The organism is Aeromonas sp. QDB18 (assembly GCF_027705325.1).
Taxonomy (GTDB): domain Bacteria; phylum Pseudomonadota; class Gammaproteobacteria; order Enterobacterales; family Aeromonadaceae; genus Aeromonas; species Aeromonas caviae.
In genome coordinates, this window is record NZ_JAPDBQ010000005.1 from 25,724 (window position 1) to 41,529 (window position 15,806).

The following is a 15,806-nucleotide window of genomic DNA, read 5'->3' on the forward strand; positions in this document are numbered from 1 at the left end:
CCTGATACTACGTGGACTGGAACTCAAATTCTCTTAAGTGAACAGCATTGCCCGTTTATCGGGGGCTTTTTCATGTCAGGGGTTCAGCTCTCCCTCTCCTGCCCCGCGGTTTTATCCCTCCCGCCGGGGCGATATTCAAAAATTCACGAGCCAAATCACCTCCTTTCACAAGCGCAGAGCCCGCAAATTCATTACACTGCCAGCGGTCTTTTCTATCGGGAGTGCTGCTGCAGTATGGAAATATTGATCCTGTTTGGATTGATTTTGCTCAATGGCGTCTTCGCCATGTCGGAAATCGCCATCGTGACGGCACGCAAGGCACGTCTCGCCAAAATGGCGAGCGAAGGGAGCCGCTCCGCCGCCATCGCCCTCAAGCTCGGGGAAGATCCGACCCATTTCCTCTCCGCCGTGCAGATCGGCATCACCAGCATCGGTCTGCTCAACGGTATCTATGGCGAGTCCCTGCTGGCCCAGCCCTTCGCCCTCTGGCTGCAGGAGTGGGGGCTCTCCCCCAAGAGCAGCAGCCTGCTCGCCACCGTCATCGTGGTCGTGCTGGTCACCTATCTCTCCATCGTGGTAGGGGAGCTCGTGCCCAAACGCCTCGGACAGCTCAGCGCCGAGCGCATCGCCTGTCTGGTAGCCCGCCCCATGCTCTGGCTGGCGACCCTGACCCGTCCCTTCGTCTGGTTGCTCTCCGCCTCCACCAACGCCAGCCTGCGGCTGCTGCGGGTCGATCAGCACAGCAGCAACAACGTCACTCAGGAGGAGATCCACGCCATGCTGGTGGAGGGCTCCGAAGCGGGGGTGATCGAGGACCATGAGCACACTATGTTGCGCAACGTGTTCCGCCTCGACGAACGCAGCCTGGCCTCCCTGATGGTGCCGCGCAGCGACATCCGCTATCTGGACCTGTCACTGCCGCTGGAAGTGAACCTCCAACGTCTGGTGGAGTATCGCCACAGCTTCTTCCCTGTCTGTGACGGCAGCCTGTCGGATCTCGTCGGCATCCTCAACGTCAGCAAGGTGCTGCACGCCTACATCAAGGGAGAGCCCATCGATCTGGCGGCGCTGACCCAGGACGGCAGCCTGCTGCCGGAGACCCTCAATGGCCTGGAGCTGCTCAACCACTTCCGTACCCACTCCGAGCACATGGTGCTGGTGGTGGACGAATATGGCGAGCTGCAGGGGCTGGTCACCCAGCAGGATCTGCTGGAAACCTTGGCCGGCGACTTCCAGCAGGAAGATGGGGAGGACAACTGGGCCTTCCAGCGCGCCGACGGCAGCTGGCTGCTCGACGGCCTCATTCCACTGCCAGAATTGAAGGACTGTCTGGAGCTGGTTCGTCTGCCGGAAGAAGAAAAACATCACTATCACACCCTTGGAGGGCTTATCATGCTGCTCCTTGGCCGCCTTCCCCAGATCGGAGACCTGGTCACCCTGGAACAGTGGCAACTGGAAATCGTGGATATGGACGGCCTGCGCATCGACAAGGTACTTGCCATGCCCTTGACCGACCAACCCAGCTAACCTGCGGAGTTTGCATGTATGGAGCAGTTTTACCACCTGGCTCACGCCTTTATGCATCAGGATCTGGCGACACTCTCTGATCCCAAGATGGTCTTCATGGTCTATGTCGTCCTGCTGACCTTCCTGGTGCTCGAGAATGGCTTTATCCCCACCGCCTTCCTGCCAGGGGATACCCTGCTGATCCTGACCGGCGTGCTGATCTATCAGGGGGTGTTGCCGATGGCGGTGGTCCCGCTGCTGATCATGGCGACCTTCGTCGGTACCTGGCTTGGCTACATGCAGGGGCGTTTCCTCGGCCACACCCGGATGTATCACAGGCTGATGTCCCATCTCGATGACAAGCACAAGGAAAAGGTGCACTACCTGCTCAACAAGTACGGCATCATCACCCTGATCACCGCCCGCTACATCGCCTTCGTGCGTACCGCCTACCCCTATATCGTCGGCGCCAACGAGATCCCCCAGGGGCGCTTCCTGGTGGTCAACCTGATCAGCTCCATCATGTGGATCTGCCCCCTGGTCGGGCTGGGTTACTACCTGAGCCACACCAAGCTGGCCGCGCAGTATGAGTCCCAGTTTCTCAGCGTCATTCTCTACCTGCCGGTCGTGCTGCTGGTGGGCGGCCTCATCGCTCTGGTCTGGCGCTGGTGGAGCAGACGCAAGCCCGGCGTCTCCAGAGAGTGAGACAAACCACAGGGTCGCCCACAGGCGGCCCTTTTTTATGGAAAATAGTGGCGAATTCCCCCTGCTCGCTCTTGTAAAGCAGGGACAAAAATGAGTGAATCTAGCGCCTTTTTTCGCTGTGGATGGAGTTGGTTGTATGGGGTGTTGGATTCGCGCAATCGCGCTGGTAGGTGGATTGATGGGACTGCTGGGTTCGCAGACAGCCCTGGCGACCCCCAACCCGGCCAAGCTGCAGCTCAAATCGGGCAGTGCCCTGGTGATGGACGTCAACACCGGCAAGACCCTGTATCAGAAAAACCCCACCCGGGTGCGCCCCATCGCCTCCCTCACCAAGCTGATGACGGCGCTGGTGGTGCTGGATGCCCGCCAGAACCTCAATCAGACCCTGACCATCGATCAGAACGACAGGGACAACATCAAGCACACCTATTCACGGGTGCGCATGGGCACCCAGGTCAGCCGCCGCGACGCCCTGCATCTGGCGCTGATGTCCTCCGAGAACCGCATGGCCTCGGCGCTTGCCCGCCACTACCCGGGGGGTCGCCAGGCCTTCATCCGCGCCATGAACAACAAGGCCAGACAGCTCGGCATGCGCAACACCCGCTACTATGACTCCACCGGTCTCTCCACCCGCAACGTCTCCACCGCCCAGGATCTGGCCAAGCTCCTCTCTGCGGCCTATCGACAGCCGCTGATCCGTGAATTCACCCAGGACACCAGCAGGGAGATGCGCTTTCGCAAGCCGGCCTACAGCCTGATGTTCAACAATACCAACCCGCTGGTGAAGAACCCGGACTGGGATGTACGCCTCTCCAAGACAGGCTATACCGACGAAGCGGGCCGCTGCCTGCTGATGCGTGCCAAACCGGATCGTCAGGAGCTCGCCATCGTACTGCTCAACTCGGTGGGCAAACGCACCCCTATCGGGGATGCCAACCGCATCCGCAAGTGGCTGAAAAGCTGATTCTCTCCACGAAGACATGAAAGGATGCCGCTGCATCCTTTTTTATTGCCTGCCAAATGCCTCAGCAGGCCGCCAGAGGGCGCCAGCCCCGTACAGCATAGATGCGCATGGTTCGGGCCCCCAGGTCGCCACAGGCACGGCCACGGGCTGCGTCAGCAGCCTGCCAGGCAAGATACGTCGAGAGTGGTCACCCGGGGGCACGTGCAGCAAGGGGGAACCGTCCCCCGTGGAGGCGTCAGGGAGAAGGATACGAGAGAGACAACCCCATGATGGGGAGGAGGAAATCGCCCATAAAAAAACAGCCCCGACTGACGTCGAGGCTGTCTGTATGGTGCGCCCGAGAGGATTCGAACCTCTGACCACCTGGTTCGTAGCCAGGTACTCTATCCAGCTGAGCTACGGGCGCTCACAACTTGTTGCACTGCTTGAAATATGGTGCGCCCGAGAGGATTCGAACCTCTGACCACCTGGTTCGTAGCCAGGTACTCTATCCAGCTGAGCTACGGGCGCCNNNAACAGCTGGTGCGCCCGAGAGGATTCGAACCTCTGACCACCTGGTTCGTAGCCAGGTACTCTATCCAGCTGAGCTACGGGCGCAAAATGGCGGAGAAGGGGGGATTCGAACCCCCGATGCGGGTATAAGCCGCATACTCCCTTAGCAGGGGAGCGCCTTCAGCCTCTCGGCCACCTCTCCGTTTGCGGGGCTGATAATACTTCACAGGGATTTTTAGTCAAACACTTTTTTGGAGAAAACAGAGCGTTCGCTCAGCATTTGGCCAAAGAGTGGAATATTCAAGCAATATCGACACTTACCCAGTAGTTACGCGCTCTGCAGGCCGATTTGCAGGCCCCTGAAAAACAAAAGGCGACATCCGGGATGTCGCCTTCAGGCAGCCATGAAATGGCTTAGAAATTCGGTTGGCCCGGGACTTTCTCGGCCTGTATCCGCATGTAGATCTCTTCGCGGTGTACGGAAACCTCTTTCGGTGCATTCACACCGATACGAACCTGGTTCCCTTTTACGCCCAGTACGGTAACGGTTACTTCGTCACCAATCATCAGGGTTTCCCCTACACGACGAGTCAAAATAAGCATTCGCTTGCTCCTGTATCCTGTTTTGTATTTATATCGATATGCGCCATTATCTTACAAAGATACCGATATGGTAAATGGTTGAAACTAAATCAATCAGGGATTGTTTCCCAAGGGCTGCTCATGAGGCTCTTGATCCAACCCGAACGCCGAGTGCAACGAACGCACGGCCAGCTCCAGGTACTTCTCGTCAATCACCACGGATATCTTGATTTCAGAGGTGGAGATCAGCTGCATGTTGATCCCTTCCTCACCCAATACCTTGAACATGGTGCGCGCTACACCAGGATGATTCCACATGCCGACCCCGACGATGGAGACCTTGGCGATCTCTCCGTTGCCCTGCACGCAGGCGGCCCCCAGCTCGCTGGCGGTCTCCTCCAGCAAGGCGCGGGCCCGGCGATAATCATCGCGATTCACCGTGAAGGTGAAGTCGGCGGTACCATCCCCCATGGTGTTCTGCACTATCATGTCGACATCTATGTTGGCGTCGCTGATCGGATTCAGGATCTGCGCGGCCACGGTCGGCCTGTCCGGCACACCCAGAATGGTCAGGCTGGCCTCGTTGCGATTGAACGCAATGCCGGATACCAGGGGGGCTTCCATCCTCTCACCTCCATATGTGATTAAGGTTCCCTCTCCGTCGACGAAACTCGACAGCACCCTTAGCGGCACGCGGTACTTGCCCGCGAACTCGACCGAACGGATCTGCAACACCTTGGCACCGAGACTCGCCATCTCGAGCATCTCCTCGAAGGTGATGGTATCGAGGCGACGCGCCTTGGGCTCGATGCGCGGATCCGTGGTATACACCCCGTCCACATCGGTAAAGATCTGGCACTCATCGGCCTTGATGGCCGCAGCCACGGCCACGGCGGTGGTATCCGAACCCCCTCGGCCCAGGGTAGTGATGGCATTGTGCTCATCGCGCCCCTGGAAACCGGCAATCACCACCACCTTGCCGGCACCGAGTGCGGCTTCCACCTGCTCGGTGTCGATACGGGTGATGCGCGCCTTGCCATAGGCGGAGTCGGTGTGGATGCGGACCTGATCACCGGTCATCGAGACTGCGGGGCAACCGCGCTTGTTGAGCGCAATCGCCAGCAGTGCAATAGTGACCTGCTCACCGGTGGAGATCAGCACATCCATCTCGCGCCGGTTGGCATCCTGGTCCAGCTGCTGGGCCATGCCCAGCAACCGGTTGGTTTCGCCCGACATGGCGGAGACCACCACCACCACGTCATGTCCCTGGGCACGGGTCAGTTGAACCCGCTCAGCAACTGCCTCGATCCGCTCCAGAGTGCCGACCGAGGTGCCACCGTACTTCTGTACATAGAGTGCCACAGATCACCTCGCCCGCTTACAGGCGCTCTTCCAGCCAGGAGTGAACGGATTGCAGCGCCGCCGGCACCGCCTCAGGCTGGGTACCACCCGCCTGTGCCATGTCGGGACGACCACCGCCCTTGCCACCCACCTGCTGGGCCACCAGATTGACCAGCTCACCAGCTTTGACCTTGCCGGTCAGGTCATTGGTCACGCCCGCGATCAGGTTGACCTTGCCATCACTGCTGGTTGCCAGCAGCACGACACCGGATTTCATCTGGTTCTTCAGCTCGTCCAGCATGCCGCGCAGGGATTTGGGGTCGACCCCTTCCAGGGCGGCAACCAGCACCTTCTGGCCATTGATGTCGATGACCTGACTCAGCAGGTCGTTACCCGCCTGCGCCGCCAGCTTGGCCTTGAGCTGTTCCAGCTCGCGCTCCATCATCTTGGCCTTGTCCAGTACCTGGCGAACCTTGTCGGCGATGGAGAACTGATCGCCCTTCACCAGCGCGGCGGCCTCTTCGATCTGTTCACCCAGCTGGTGCATCAGATCGATGGCGCTCTTGCCGGTGACCGCTTCGATACGACGCACGCCAGCCGCGATGCCGCTCTCGGCAATGATCTTGAAGAAGCCGATGTCACCGGTGCGCTTGGCGTGAGTACCGCCGCACAGCTCGGTGGAGTAGTCGCCCATGCGTACCACACGCACATCGTCTTCATATTTCTCGCCAAACAGCGCCATGGCACCGGCTGACTTGGCCTCTTCCAGCCCCATCAGCTGGGTGGCCACCTCGTGGTTGGCACGGATCTGGGCGTTGACGAGCTCCTCGATCCGGCGAATGGTCGCCATAGTCAGCCCTTCGAAGTGGGAGAAGTCGAAGCGCATGCGCTCGGCGCCCACCAGGGATCCTTTCTGGGTCACGTGCTCACCCAGCGCCTGGCGCAAGGCCGCGTGCAGCAGGTGAGTCACGGAGTGGTTAAGGGCGATGGCCTGACGACGGTCGCCATCGACCACGGCCTCGACCTCGGCTCCCTTCTCCAGGGTACCCAGTTCCAGATAGCCCTTGTGGATGATCGCCTTGCCCGCTTTCTGGGTGTCGGTGACGGCGAAGATGCCGTCATCCACCTTGAGGATGCCGCTGTCACCCACCTGACCGCCGGACTCCGCATAGAAGGGGGTCTCCGCCAGCACGATCACGGCCTCTTCACCAGCGATGAGGCCATTGACCTCGACACCATCCTTGTAGATACCGACCACCTGGGTGTTCTGGCTCAGCTGTTTGTAACCGGTAAAGGGGGTCTCGAAATCGAGCTTCAGCACGTCGTTGTAGTTCACGCCGAAACTGGAAGCCTCTTTCGCGCGGGCGCGTTGCTTCTCCATCTCGGCCTTGAAGCCCTCTTCGTCGATGCCGATCTCGCGCTCGCGCACCACATCGGCGGTCAGGTCGGCCGGGAAGCCGTAAGTGTCATAGAGCTTGAACACCACTTCACCCGGGATCACCTTGGCATCACCGAGGTTGGCCAGGGCGTCTTCCAACAGCAGCAGACCTCTGTCCAGCGTGCGGACGAACTGCTCCTCCTCGATGCGCAACACTCGCTCGACCAGCGGCAGCTGGGCGATCAGTTCCGCCGCCACATCCTTCATCTGCACGGCCAGCTCGGCAGCCAGCTTGTAGAAGAAGACGTCGGTAGCACCCAGCTTGCGGCCGTGACGCACGGCGCGGCGGATGATGCGGCGCAGCACGTAGCCGCGACCTTCATTGGAGGGCATGACACCGTCAGCCACCAGGAAGGCGCAGGAACGGATGTGGTCCGCGATGACGCGCAAGGACTGGTTGCTCAGATCCGTGGTGCCGACGATCTCGGCCGCCTTCTTGATCAACGCCTGGAAGATGTCGATCTCATAGTTGGAGTGCACTCCCTGCATGATGGCGGAGATACGCTCCAGACCCATGCCGGTATCCACGGACGGACGGGGCAGCGGCTCCATGGTGCCGTCAGCCTGACGGTTGAACTGCATGAAGACCACGTTCCAGATCTCGATGAAGCGGTCGCCATCCTCGTCCGGTGAACCGGGAGGGCCACCCCAGATGTGATCGCCGTGGTCGTAGAAGATCTCGGTGCAGGGACCACATGGGCCGGTATCACCCATGGCCCAGAAGTTGTCGGATGCATAAGGAGCACCCTTGTTGTCACCGATGCGCACGATGCGATCGGCCGGCACGCCGACCTCTTTTTCCCAGATGTCGAAGGCTTCGTCGTCAGTCGCGTAGACGGTCACCAGCAGGCGCTCTTTGGGCAGCTTGAGGGTACCGGTCAGGAATTCCCATGCAAACCGGATGGCGTCCTGTTTGAAGTAGTCACCGAAGCTGAAGTTGCCCAGCATCTCGAAGAAGGTGTGGTGACGGGCGGTATAGCCGACGTTTTCCAGGTCATTGTGCTTGCCGCCAGCCCGCACGCAACGCTGGGCCGTGGTGGCACGGTGATAGGCACGCTTGTCGGCGCCAAGGAACACGTCCTTGAACTGGTTCATCCCTGCGTTGGTGAACAGCAGGGTCGGATCGTTGTGCGGTACCAGCGAGCTGGAAGAGACAACCTGGTGTCCCTGGGTGCGGAAATACTCGAGAAACGCAGCGCGAATCTCTGACGTGGACATGTACATGGAAAATCCTGCTTGATTCGAATACGGACTTTTAACCGCATTAATGTAAGTTTTCTGCAGGGTAAAGTAAAACGTGGGAACCCTTGGCGGGTGAAATAGCCCCCAAGGGGCCAGCGTTTAGCAGCAGCACCCGCAAGGACGTCACAACAGGGGGGCTTCAGGATGCCTCGCTCGACCACAGGGCCGCCATCGACAGACCCGGCGAAGGGCTGATATTCCCCACCAGCCGTACCGCACGCCAGTTGCTATAGGTGTTCAACCTCGGCGCGCCACTATTGCTCACCTTGCATGGCTGAGAGGGCGTAACGGGCTTGTTCCTGGGTAAAACCACGCCCCATCAGATATTTGAGCCACTTCATGCGCAGTTTGAAGTCGGCAAGGTCGGTCGCCTTTGCCCGACGCGACAACAACGCAAGCGCCAGTTCGAACCAATCAAGCTCGGGTTGATCCAGGGCAGCCTCGATCTGGGTGTCATCCAGCCCCTTGCGGCGCAGGTCGAAGCGGATCCTGAGCGGACCATGGCCTTTGGCCGCACCGGCCCGCACCGCCATGGCACCGTAACGATCGTCATTGACCCAGCCATAGCCACGGCAATGCTCGAGTACAACGGCGACCACCTCCTCCTCGAATCCCTTCTGACGCAGGCGTCTGGCCAGCTCGGACTCCGCACTTTCGCGGCGGGCAAGACTACGCATGGCAAAGGCGCGGGCGGCGACGACCAGCTCTTCAAAGGTCAATTCGACGGGCTCGCCCGGCTCGTTCACTGATTCATCCACCATAAACAACAAGGCCGGGTATCAACCCGGCCTTTCCTCATTCCTTATTCGAACTCTTGTTCGTTTTCGGCTTCAAACTCGGCGTATTCGGCAGCCGTGGCCTTCTCCTCCACCGGCGCGGCGCCGGAGAGCAGCAGCTCGCGCAGCTTCACTTCCACCTCGGCAGCCAGTGCCTTGTTTTCGGAGAAGAGCTTCATCACGTTGGCTTTGCCCTGGCCGATCTTCTCGCCGTTGTAGCTATACCAGGCCCCCGCCTTGTCGATCAGCTTGTGCTTGACGCCGAGATCCACCAGCTCGCCCTCCTTGGAGATGCCGGCACCATAGAAGATCTGGAATTCGGCCTGCTTGAAGGGAGGAGCCACCTTGTTCTTCACTACCTTGACGCGGGTTTCGTTGCCGACCACCTCGTCCCCTTCCTTGATGGCGCCGGTACGACGGATGTCCAGGCGCACGGAGGCGTAAAACTTCAGAGCGTTACCACCGGTGGTGGTCTCCGGGCTGCCGAACATGACACCAATCTTCATCCGGATCTGGTTGATGAAGATGCACAGGCAGTTGGCGTTCTTGATGTTGGCGGTCAATTTACGCAGCGCCTGGGACATCAGTCGGGCCTGCAGGCCGACGTGGGAGTCACCCATTTCGCCTTCGATTTCCGCTTTCGGGGTCAGGGCCGCCACGGAGTCGACGATGATGACGTCGACGGCATTGGAGCGCACCAGCATGTCGCAAATCTCCAGTGCCTGTTCACCGGTATCCGGCTGGGAGATGAGCAGGTCGTCGACGTTGACGCCCAGCTTGGCGGCATAGATAGGATCCAGTGCGTGCTCCGCATCGACGAAGGCACAGGTTTTGCCCTTCTTCTGGGCTTCGGCGATCACCTGCAGGGTCAGCGTAGTTTTACCGGACGATTCCGGACCGTAGATCTCGACGATACGACCGCACGGCAGACCACCGATCCCCAGCGCCACGTCCAGAGAGAGAGAGCCAGTGGAGATGGCTTCGATATCCATGGTCTTGCTGTCGCCCAGACGCATGATGGAGCCTTTGCCAAACTGCTTTTCGATCTGGCCCAGCGCAGCCGCCAGTGCCTTCTGTTTGTTCTGATCCATGCCAATCTCCGCTGGGAATCGTGAGTAAGAAGTGAAGTTGGGCTAAGTATACTGTTTATGCATACAGTATCAAGCCCAATTTATTTGAGCAGTGCCAGGAGTCCGGACAAGGCCTGTCTGACCGCCTGCTGGCGCACCTGATGGCGATCCCCATCGAAACGGGCAAGCAGGGAGTGGTGACGACCGGTACGATCTGCCCAGGCAAACCAGACAGTGCCGACCGGTTTCTCCTCGCTGCCACCACCAGGCCCGGCGATACCGCTGATGGCCACGCAGATACCCGCATCGGAGCGGGCCAGGCAGCCCCGGGTCATCTCCAGCACCACGGGTTCGCTGACGGCGCCGTGGCGCAACAGGCTGTCGATGCTGACGCCGAGCATCTGTTGTTTGGCTTCGTTGGTGTAGGTCACGAAACCGCGATCGAACCAGGCAGAACTGCCGGCAGTATCCGTGATGGCAGTGGCAACCCCGCCGCCGGTGCAGGATTCCGCCGTGGCGGCCAGCCAGCCTCTGGCCAGCAGTGCCTCGCCCAGTTCCCGGGATAAGCGGGAGATCTCTGCTTCAAGTCCCATCATCGCCTCCTCTTCCAGCCTTTTCCAGGCGAAATATGGCGCTCATTATGCAGTTGCCCCGCCCCTCGGGCAACCGACCCCGGGGCCACTGCGTCAGCAAGTTGTCGTCGCTTAAGCTCCAGTACATGGCTGCTCGTTATCATGTTCCAACACCGCCATGCATGCGGTTTCCATCCCATCAGACCAAGGAGAAAGCCGGATGATGCATCCGTTCAACGTCGCCATGACAGCCCTCGCAATGTGTATCGCCACCCATGCCTTTGCCACCGAGGGCACCGCCGAGCTGCAGAGCGAGACCACCCTGACCCAGGAGCTGAACCTCTCCAGCGCCCAGGCGGAGCAGATCAAGGGGCTGCGCGAGCAGGTCACCAGGGAGCTGGGCTCTATCAAGCTCGACGCAATCGGCCAGGATGTCATCGTCAACATGATCAAGTCCGGCAAGTGGGATGAAGTGGCGGCGAGAAAGCAGTTGCAGACCATCAGCGACGTACAGGCCGAGGCCCGCTACCATCGCGCCCACTACCTCTTCGAGGTGAGCCGGGTGCTGACGCCCGAGCAGAAAGCCAAGCTGCACGAGATGCTGAGCGGCGACGAAGCCATGTACTGAGGGCGACACTCTCCCCGCTCTCCCATCCCCGCATCCGTGCGGGGATGCTATTTCTCCTCCCCCGTGCCTCTTCTTGGCCAGGCTCCATCCCAGGCCACTCTGGCCAGCATCAGCCGGATGCACAGATCCGCGACGGGACGCCAGCTTTGCCCCCAAGACGGAGATTCCTCCTCACCATCTTGCCTCGAGCATGTAGAATGGCCCCCAGATTCAGACCCATGACGGCAGACGTTTGCCCGCAAGAGCACCTTCTGGAATAGCACATGACAGCACAATACCAAGCGCCAGGCGCCAACTTGAGCGCCCACACCCCCATGATGCAGCAGTATCTGACTCTCAAGGCCGAAAACCCGGAGATCCTGCTGTTTTATCGCATGGGTGACTTCTACGAGCTCTTCTACGACGACGCCCGCAAGGCCTCCCAGCTGCTCGACATCTCCCTGACCAAGCGCGGCCAGTCGGCCGGCAGCCCCATCCCGATGGCCGGGGTGCCCTATCACGCCATCGAGGGGTATCTCGCCAAGCTGGTACAGCTCGGCGAATCGGCCGCCATCTGCGAGCAGGTGGGGGATCCCGCCACCAGCAAGGGGCCGGTGGAGCGCAAGGTCATTCGCATCATCACCCCGGGCACCGTCTCCGACGAGGCGCTGCTCAGCGAGCGGCAGGACAACCTGATCGCCGCCGTCTACCACGATGGCCGCCGCTTCGGTTACGGCACCATGGACATCGGCTCCGGACGCTTCTTCATCAACCAGTTCGAGAAAGAAGAGACCCTGCTGGCGGAGCTGCAACGCACCAATCCGGCGGAGCTGCTCTACCCCGAATCGTTCGCCTTCCTGCACCATGTCGAGGGTCGCCGCGGTCTGCGCTGCCGCCCGGAGTGGGAGTTCGAGCTGGGCACTGCCCGCAAGCTCTTGTGCCAACAGTTCGGCACCCAGGATCTGGTGGGCTTTGGGGTTGAGCAGAGCGAGACCGCCCTGTGCGCCGCCGGCTGCCTGATGCAGTACGTGAAAGACACCCAGCGCACCGCCCTGCCCCACATTCGCAGCGTGCGCCTGGAGCAGCCCGATCATGCGGTCATCATGGATGCCGCCACCCGCCGCAATCTGGAGCTGACCCAGAATCTGGCCGGCGGTCACGACAACACCCTCTCCGCCGTGCTCGATTGCACCGCCACGCCGATGGGCAGCCGTCTGCTCAAGCGCTGGATCCACCAGCCGATCCGCGATCGGGTGATCCTCAAAGGTCGCCAGAGCACCATCAAGGAGCTCATCGAGCAGAACCTCTATGACGAGCTGGGGAGCCTGCTGCGCCAGGTCGGCGACGTGGAGCGGGTGCTGGCGCGCCTCGCCCTGCGCTCGGCCCGCCCGCGCGATCTGACCCGGCTGCGGCAGGCTTTTGCTCAGCTGCCCGAGTTGCAGCGTCTGCTGGCGGAGAGCGAGCACGAGGCGGTGCAGCAGCTGCGCGAGCGGGCAAGTACCTTCCCCGAGCTGTTCGACCTGCTGGAGCGTGCCGTGATGGAGGTGCCGCCGGTGCTCATCCGCGATGGCGGCGTCATCCGTGAAGGGTTCAATCAGGAGCTGGACGAGCTGCGGGATCTGGCCAATGGCGCCACCGCCAGCCTGGCCCGCATCGAGGAGCGGGAGAAGGCGCTCACCGGCATCAACACCCTCAAGGTGGGCTACAACAAGGTGCACGGCTTCTACATCGAGGTGAGCCGTGCCAACAGCCACCTGGTGCCGGCCCACTACATCCGCCGCCAGACGCTGAAAAACAACGAGCGCTACATCATCGATGAGCTGAAGAAGTACGAGGACAAAGTGCTCACCGCCCAGGCCCAGGCGCTGGCGCTGGAAAAACGTCTCTACGAAGAGCTGCTCGACGCCCTGCTGCCCCACCTCGGCGATCTGCAGGAGTCTGCTGCCGCACTGGCGGAGCTGGACGTGCTGGCCAACCTGGCCGAGCGGGCAGAGACCCTCGACTATCGCTGCCCCACCCTCATCGACGAGGATCAGATCATCATCGAGGCGGGCCGCCATCCCGTGGTGGAGCAGGTGATGACCGACCCCTTTATCGCCAACCCGATACGACTGGAGCGGGAGCGGCGGATGCTGATCATCACCGGCCCCAACATGGGCGGTAAGTCCACCTACATGCGCCAGACCGCGCTCATCGTGCTGCTGGCCCATATCGGCGCCTTCGTGCCCGCCGACAGCGCCCGCATCGGCCCCATCGACCGCATCTTCACCCGCATCGGGGCGTCGGATGATCTCGCCTCCGGCCGCTCCACCTTTATGGTGGAGATGACCGAAACCGCCAATATCCTCAACAACGCCACCGCCCGCAGTCTGGTGCTGATGGACGAGATTGGCCGCGGCACCAGCACCTACGACGGCCTCTCCCTGGCCTGGGCCTGCGCCGAGCAGCTGGCAAGCAAGATTGGCGCCTACACCCTGTTCGCCACCCACTACTTCGAGCTGACCCGCCTGCCCGAGCTGATGAGCGGGCTGGCCAACGTCCACCTGGATGCGGTGGAGCACGGCGACACCATCGCCTTCATGCACGCGGTGCAGGAAGGTGCGGCCAGCCGATCCTACGGCCTGCAGGTAGCGGCGCTGGCCGGGGTGCCGAAATCGGTGATCCACCAGGCCCGCCACAAGCTGCATGAGCTGGAGAGTGCCACTCCGGTGGCCGCCGGCGAAAGCCGTCCGGCTCCGGTCACTCTCGCCCCGCAACCCCATCCTGTGGTGGAGGAGCTGGCAGCAGTACGCCCGGACGAGCTGACCCCGCGACAGGCCCTTGACCTGCTCTATCGACTCAAGCAGATGCTGTAACTACCGACCGCCGAACAGGCATGAAAAGGGGAACCGCGAGGTTCCCCTTTCGTTTGACCGAACCTGTCATCAGCCCGGACCGATGCGATCCATCAGGCTAAGATTGACCGACCCCGGATGGCGCTTGAGCTTCTGCCTGTATTCGAACTGGTGCTGGCTCTCCTGTTTGAGCCCCTGCATCAGGGAGTAGCACATGGCCAGCATGATGACCGAGAAGGGCAGCGCGGCGATGATGCTGGCGGCCTGCAGGGCGGCAAGCCCGCCGGAGACCAGCAGAATGGCCGCGACCAGCCCCTGCCCCAGCCCCCAGATGGCGCGGTGCAGCACCGGGGGATCCTGATCGCCGATGGAGAGCAGCGTCGTAATCACAAGCGTGCCCGAATCGCTGGAGGTGATGAAGTAGGTGCAGATAAGCAGGGTCAGCACCCCCTTGGCAATCCAGCCGAAGGTCTCCCAGTGCAGCAGTTCCACCGTCTTGTAGAGCGCCATGGTGACATCCTGATTGACCGCTTCCACCACGCCGCCGCCACCGAACAGCTCCAGGTTCATGGCAGTCCCGCCGAACACGGTGAGCCAGAGCATGCCGAGCAGGGAGGGCACCAGCAGGACACCGAGCACGAATTCACGAATCGTGCGGCCCTTGGAGATGCGGGCGATGAACATGCCGACAAAGGGTGCCCACGCAATCCACCAGCCCCAGTAGAACGCGGTCCAGCTAGACTGCCAGGCCGAGGTACCGTTGGCTTCGGTATTGGTCCAGAAGCTCAGCTTGACGATGTTCTGCAGGTAATCACCGATGTTCTGCACATAGGCGTTGAGTATGTAGGTGGTCGGCCCCAGCACCAGGAAGAGGCCCAGCACGAACACGCTCAACCAGATATTGAGTTCGGAGAGGATCTTCACCCCGCGCCCAACACCGGAGATGGCCGACAGGGTGGCAATCAGGCTGATGCCACCGATGAGCCAGAGCTGGTTCGCTTGTGACACGCCCATGCCGAAGATCTGGTTGAGGCCGGTGTTCATCTGGGAGACGCCCAGCCCAAGGGAGGTCGCCACCCCGAACACGGTACCGAACACCGCCAGCACGTCGGCGGCATGGCCCCAGAAGCCGTAGATGCGATCGCCAAGAATGGGATAGAGCACGGAGCGGATGGCCAGCGGCAACTTGCGCCGGTAGCTGAAGAAGGCCAGCGACAGGCCGACGATCACATAGATGGCCCAGGGGTGCAGACCCCAGTGGAAGAAGGTGAGGCGCATGGCGATCTGGGCCGCTTCCGGCGTCATGCCTTCGGTGATGAAGGGGTTGCCCTGCAGGTGATACATGGGCTCGGCGATGCTCCAGAACACCAGGCCTATGCCCATGCCTGCGCTGAACAGCATGGAGAACCATGCAAAGTAGCCAAACTCCGGTACCTGGTCGTCGTCGCCCAGCCGGATGCTGCCAAAGCGGCTGAACATCAGGTAGACGGCGAAGAACAGGAACAGGGCGACCACCAGGATGTAATACCACTTGAAGCCAGCAATGATGGTGTCCTTGGCCCCGGTAAACCAGGTGCCTGCGGTATCCGGATCAAAGACGCCGAACAGCAGGAAGAGGGTCACGACAGTGAGCGCCGTCATGGCCATGGTGGGATTGAGGCCTTTCAAAAGGCGCTG

The 15,806-nt window shown here is 61.1% G+C and carries 12 protein-coding genes and 4 tRNA genes; 5 read left to right on the forward strand and 11 right to left on the reverse strand.

All coding sequences use genetic code 11. The annotated features are described in order from the left end of the window. The first annotated feature begins 234 nt into the window (after positions 1-234). The 3 genes from OKC30_RS01835 (at position 235) to pbpG (ending at position 3,175) form a co-directional block, all read left to right on the forward strand. On the forward strand, positions 235-1,527 hold the full coding sequence (locus OKC30_RS01835) for a hemolysin family protein (RefSeq protein ID WP_270663529.1): 1,293 nt from the start codon (positions 235-237) through the stop codon (positions 1,525-1,527). 18 nt (positions 1,528-1,545) lie between these two features. After that, the gene (locus OKC30_RS01840; protein ID WP_010672956.1) at positions 1,546-2,211 is read left to right on the forward strand and encodes a DedA family protein; all 666 of its coding nucleotides are present in this window, start codon (positions 1,546-1,548) and stop codon (positions 2,209-2,211) included. A gap of 178 nt (positions 2,212-2,389) precedes the next feature. Beyond that, positions 2,390-3,175: a D-alanyl-D-alanine endopeptidase gene (gene pbpG / locus OKC30_RS01845; protein ID WP_270809085.1), complete on the forward strand. Its 786-nt coding sequence runs from the start codon at positions 2,390-2,392 to the stop codon at positions 3,173-3,175. A 329-nt stretch (positions 3,176-3,504) separates the two neighbouring features. Here the strand turns inward: pbpG and OKC30_RS01850 are convergent. From OKC30_RS01850 to pncC, 10 genes are all read right to left on the reverse strand, one after another. Beyond that, positions 3,505-3,581: transfer RNA gene (locus OKC30_RS01850), tRNA-Arg, on the reverse strand. Between the two features lie 27 nt (positions 3,582-3,608). Beyond that, positions 3,609-3,685 (reverse strand) — tRNA-Arg (locus OKC30_RS01855). A gap of 10 nt (positions 3,686-3,695) precedes the next feature. Then, positions 3,696-3,772 (reverse strand) — tRNA-Arg (locus OKC30_RS01860). A gap of 4 nt (positions 3,773-3,776) precedes the next feature. Beyond that, positions 3,777-3,869, reverse strand: a tRNA-Ser gene (locus tag OKC30_RS01865). 212 nt (positions 3,870-4,081) lie between these two features. Next, positions 4,082-4,270, reverse strand: coding sequence for a carbon storage regulator CsrA (gene csrA, locus OKC30_RS01870; protein WP_005315760.1), 189 nt, complete (start codon positions 4,268-4,270; stop codon positions 4,082-4,084). Positions 4,271-4,363: 93 nt separating this feature from the next. Then, positions 4,364-5,611: an aspartate kinase gene (locus OKC30_RS01875; RefSeq protein WP_010672822.1), complete on the reverse strand. Its 1,248-nt coding sequence runs from the start codon at positions 5,609-5,611 to the stop codon at positions 4,364-4,366. Positions 5,612-5,627: 16 nt separating this feature from the next. Further along, positions 5,628-8,252 carry an alanine--tRNA ligase gene (gene alaS, locus OKC30_RS01880; protein WP_102949060.1) on the reverse strand — a complete coding sequence of 875 codons (2,625 nt, stop codon included), beginning with the start codon at positions 8,250-8,252 and terminating at the stop codon, positions 5,628-5,630. A gap of 272 nt (positions 8,253-8,524) precedes the next feature. Then, positions 8,525-9,031, reverse strand: coding sequence for a regulatory protein RecX (locus tag OKC30_RS01885; protein ID WP_160837309.1), 507 nt, complete (start codon positions 9,029-9,031; stop codon positions 8,525-8,527). 41 nt (positions 9,032-9,072) lie between these two features. Beyond that, positions 9,073-10,137 (reverse strand): recombinase RecA, encoded by a 1,065-nt coding sequence (recA, locus tag OKC30_RS01890; RefSeq protein WP_043154135.1) that lies wholly within the window; start codon positions 10,135-10,137, stop codon positions 9,073-9,075. An 80-nt stretch (positions 10,138-10,217) separates the two neighbouring features. Then, on the reverse strand, positions 10,218-10,709 hold the full coding sequence (gene pncC / locus OKC30_RS01895) for a nicotinamide-nucleotide amidase (RefSeq protein WP_029313644.1): 492 nt from the start codon (positions 10,707-10,709) through the stop codon (positions 10,218-10,220). 199 nt (positions 10,710-10,908) lie between these two features. Here pncC and OKC30_RS01900 point away from each other — a divergent pair, with 199 nt between their 5' ends. Next, entirely contained in the window at positions 10,909-11,316 is a 408-nt protein-coding gene (locus tag OKC30_RS01900) for a Spy/CpxP family protein refolding chaperone (RefSeq protein WP_160837311.1), read from the forward strand. Positions 11,317-11,579: 263 nt separating this feature from the next. Then, positions 11,580-14,150 (forward strand): DNA mismatch repair protein MutS, encoded by a 2,571-nt coding sequence (mutS, locus tag OKC30_RS01905; RefSeq protein ID WP_160837313.1) that lies wholly within the window; start codon positions 11,580-11,582, stop codon positions 14,148-14,150. Positions 14,151-14,219: 69 nt separating this feature from the next. On the opposite strand, the gene OKC30_RS01910 is transcribed toward mutS, so the two are convergent. Further along, positions 14,220-15,776: a BCCT family transporter gene (locus tag OKC30_RS01910; protein WP_160837331.1), complete on the reverse strand. Its 1,557-nt coding sequence runs from the start codon at positions 15,774-15,776 to the stop codon at positions 14,220-14,222. Positions 15,777-15,806: the final 30 nt, after the last annotated feature.

Excerpts from the sequence above, each read along its gene's own strand:
- csrA (WP_005315760.1), bottom strand. The coding sequence starts at position 4,270 with ATGCTTATTTTGACTCGTCGTGTAGGGGAAACCCTGATGATTGGTGAC.
- OKC30_RS01885 (WP_160837309.1), bottom strand. The coding sequence starts at position 9,031 with ATGGTGGATGAATCAGTGAACGAGCCGGGCGAGCCCGTCGAATTGACC.
- OKC30_RS01840 (WP_010672956.1), top strand. The coding sequence starts at position 1,546 with ATGGAGCAGTTTTACCACCTGGCTCACGCCTTTATGCATCAGGATCTG.
- OKC30_RS01835 (WP_270663529.1), top strand. The coding sequence starts at position 235 with ATGGAAATATTGATCCTGTTTGGATTGATTTTGCTCAATGGCGTCTTC.
- pncC (WP_029313644.1), bottom strand. The coding sequence starts at position 10,709 with ATGGGACTTGAAGCAGAGATCTCCCGCTTATCCCGGGAACTGGGCGAG.
- alaS (WP_102949060.1), bottom strand. The coding sequence starts at position 8,252 with ATGTACATGTCCACGTCAGAGATTCGCGCTGCGTTTCTCGAGTATTTC.
- mutS (WP_160837313.1), top strand. The coding sequence starts at position 11,580 with ATGACAGCACAATACCAAGCGCCAGGCGCCAACTTGAGCGCCCACACC.
- OKC30_RS01910 (WP_160837331.1), bottom strand. The coding sequence starts at position 15,776 with ATGGCCATGACGGCGCTCACTGTCGTGACCCTCTTCCTGCTGTTCGGC.
- OKC30_RS01900 (WP_160837311.1), top strand. The coding sequence starts at position 10,909 with ATGATGCATCCGTTCAACGTCGCCATGACAGCCCTCGCAATGTGTATC.
- recA (WP_043154135.1), bottom strand. The coding sequence starts at position 10,137 with ATGGATCAGAACAAACAGAAGGCACTGGCGGCTGCGCTGGGCCAGATC.
- pbpG (WP_270809085.1), top strand. The coding sequence starts at position 2,390 with ATGGGACTGCTGGGTTCGCAGACAGCCCTGGCGACCCCCAACCCGGCC.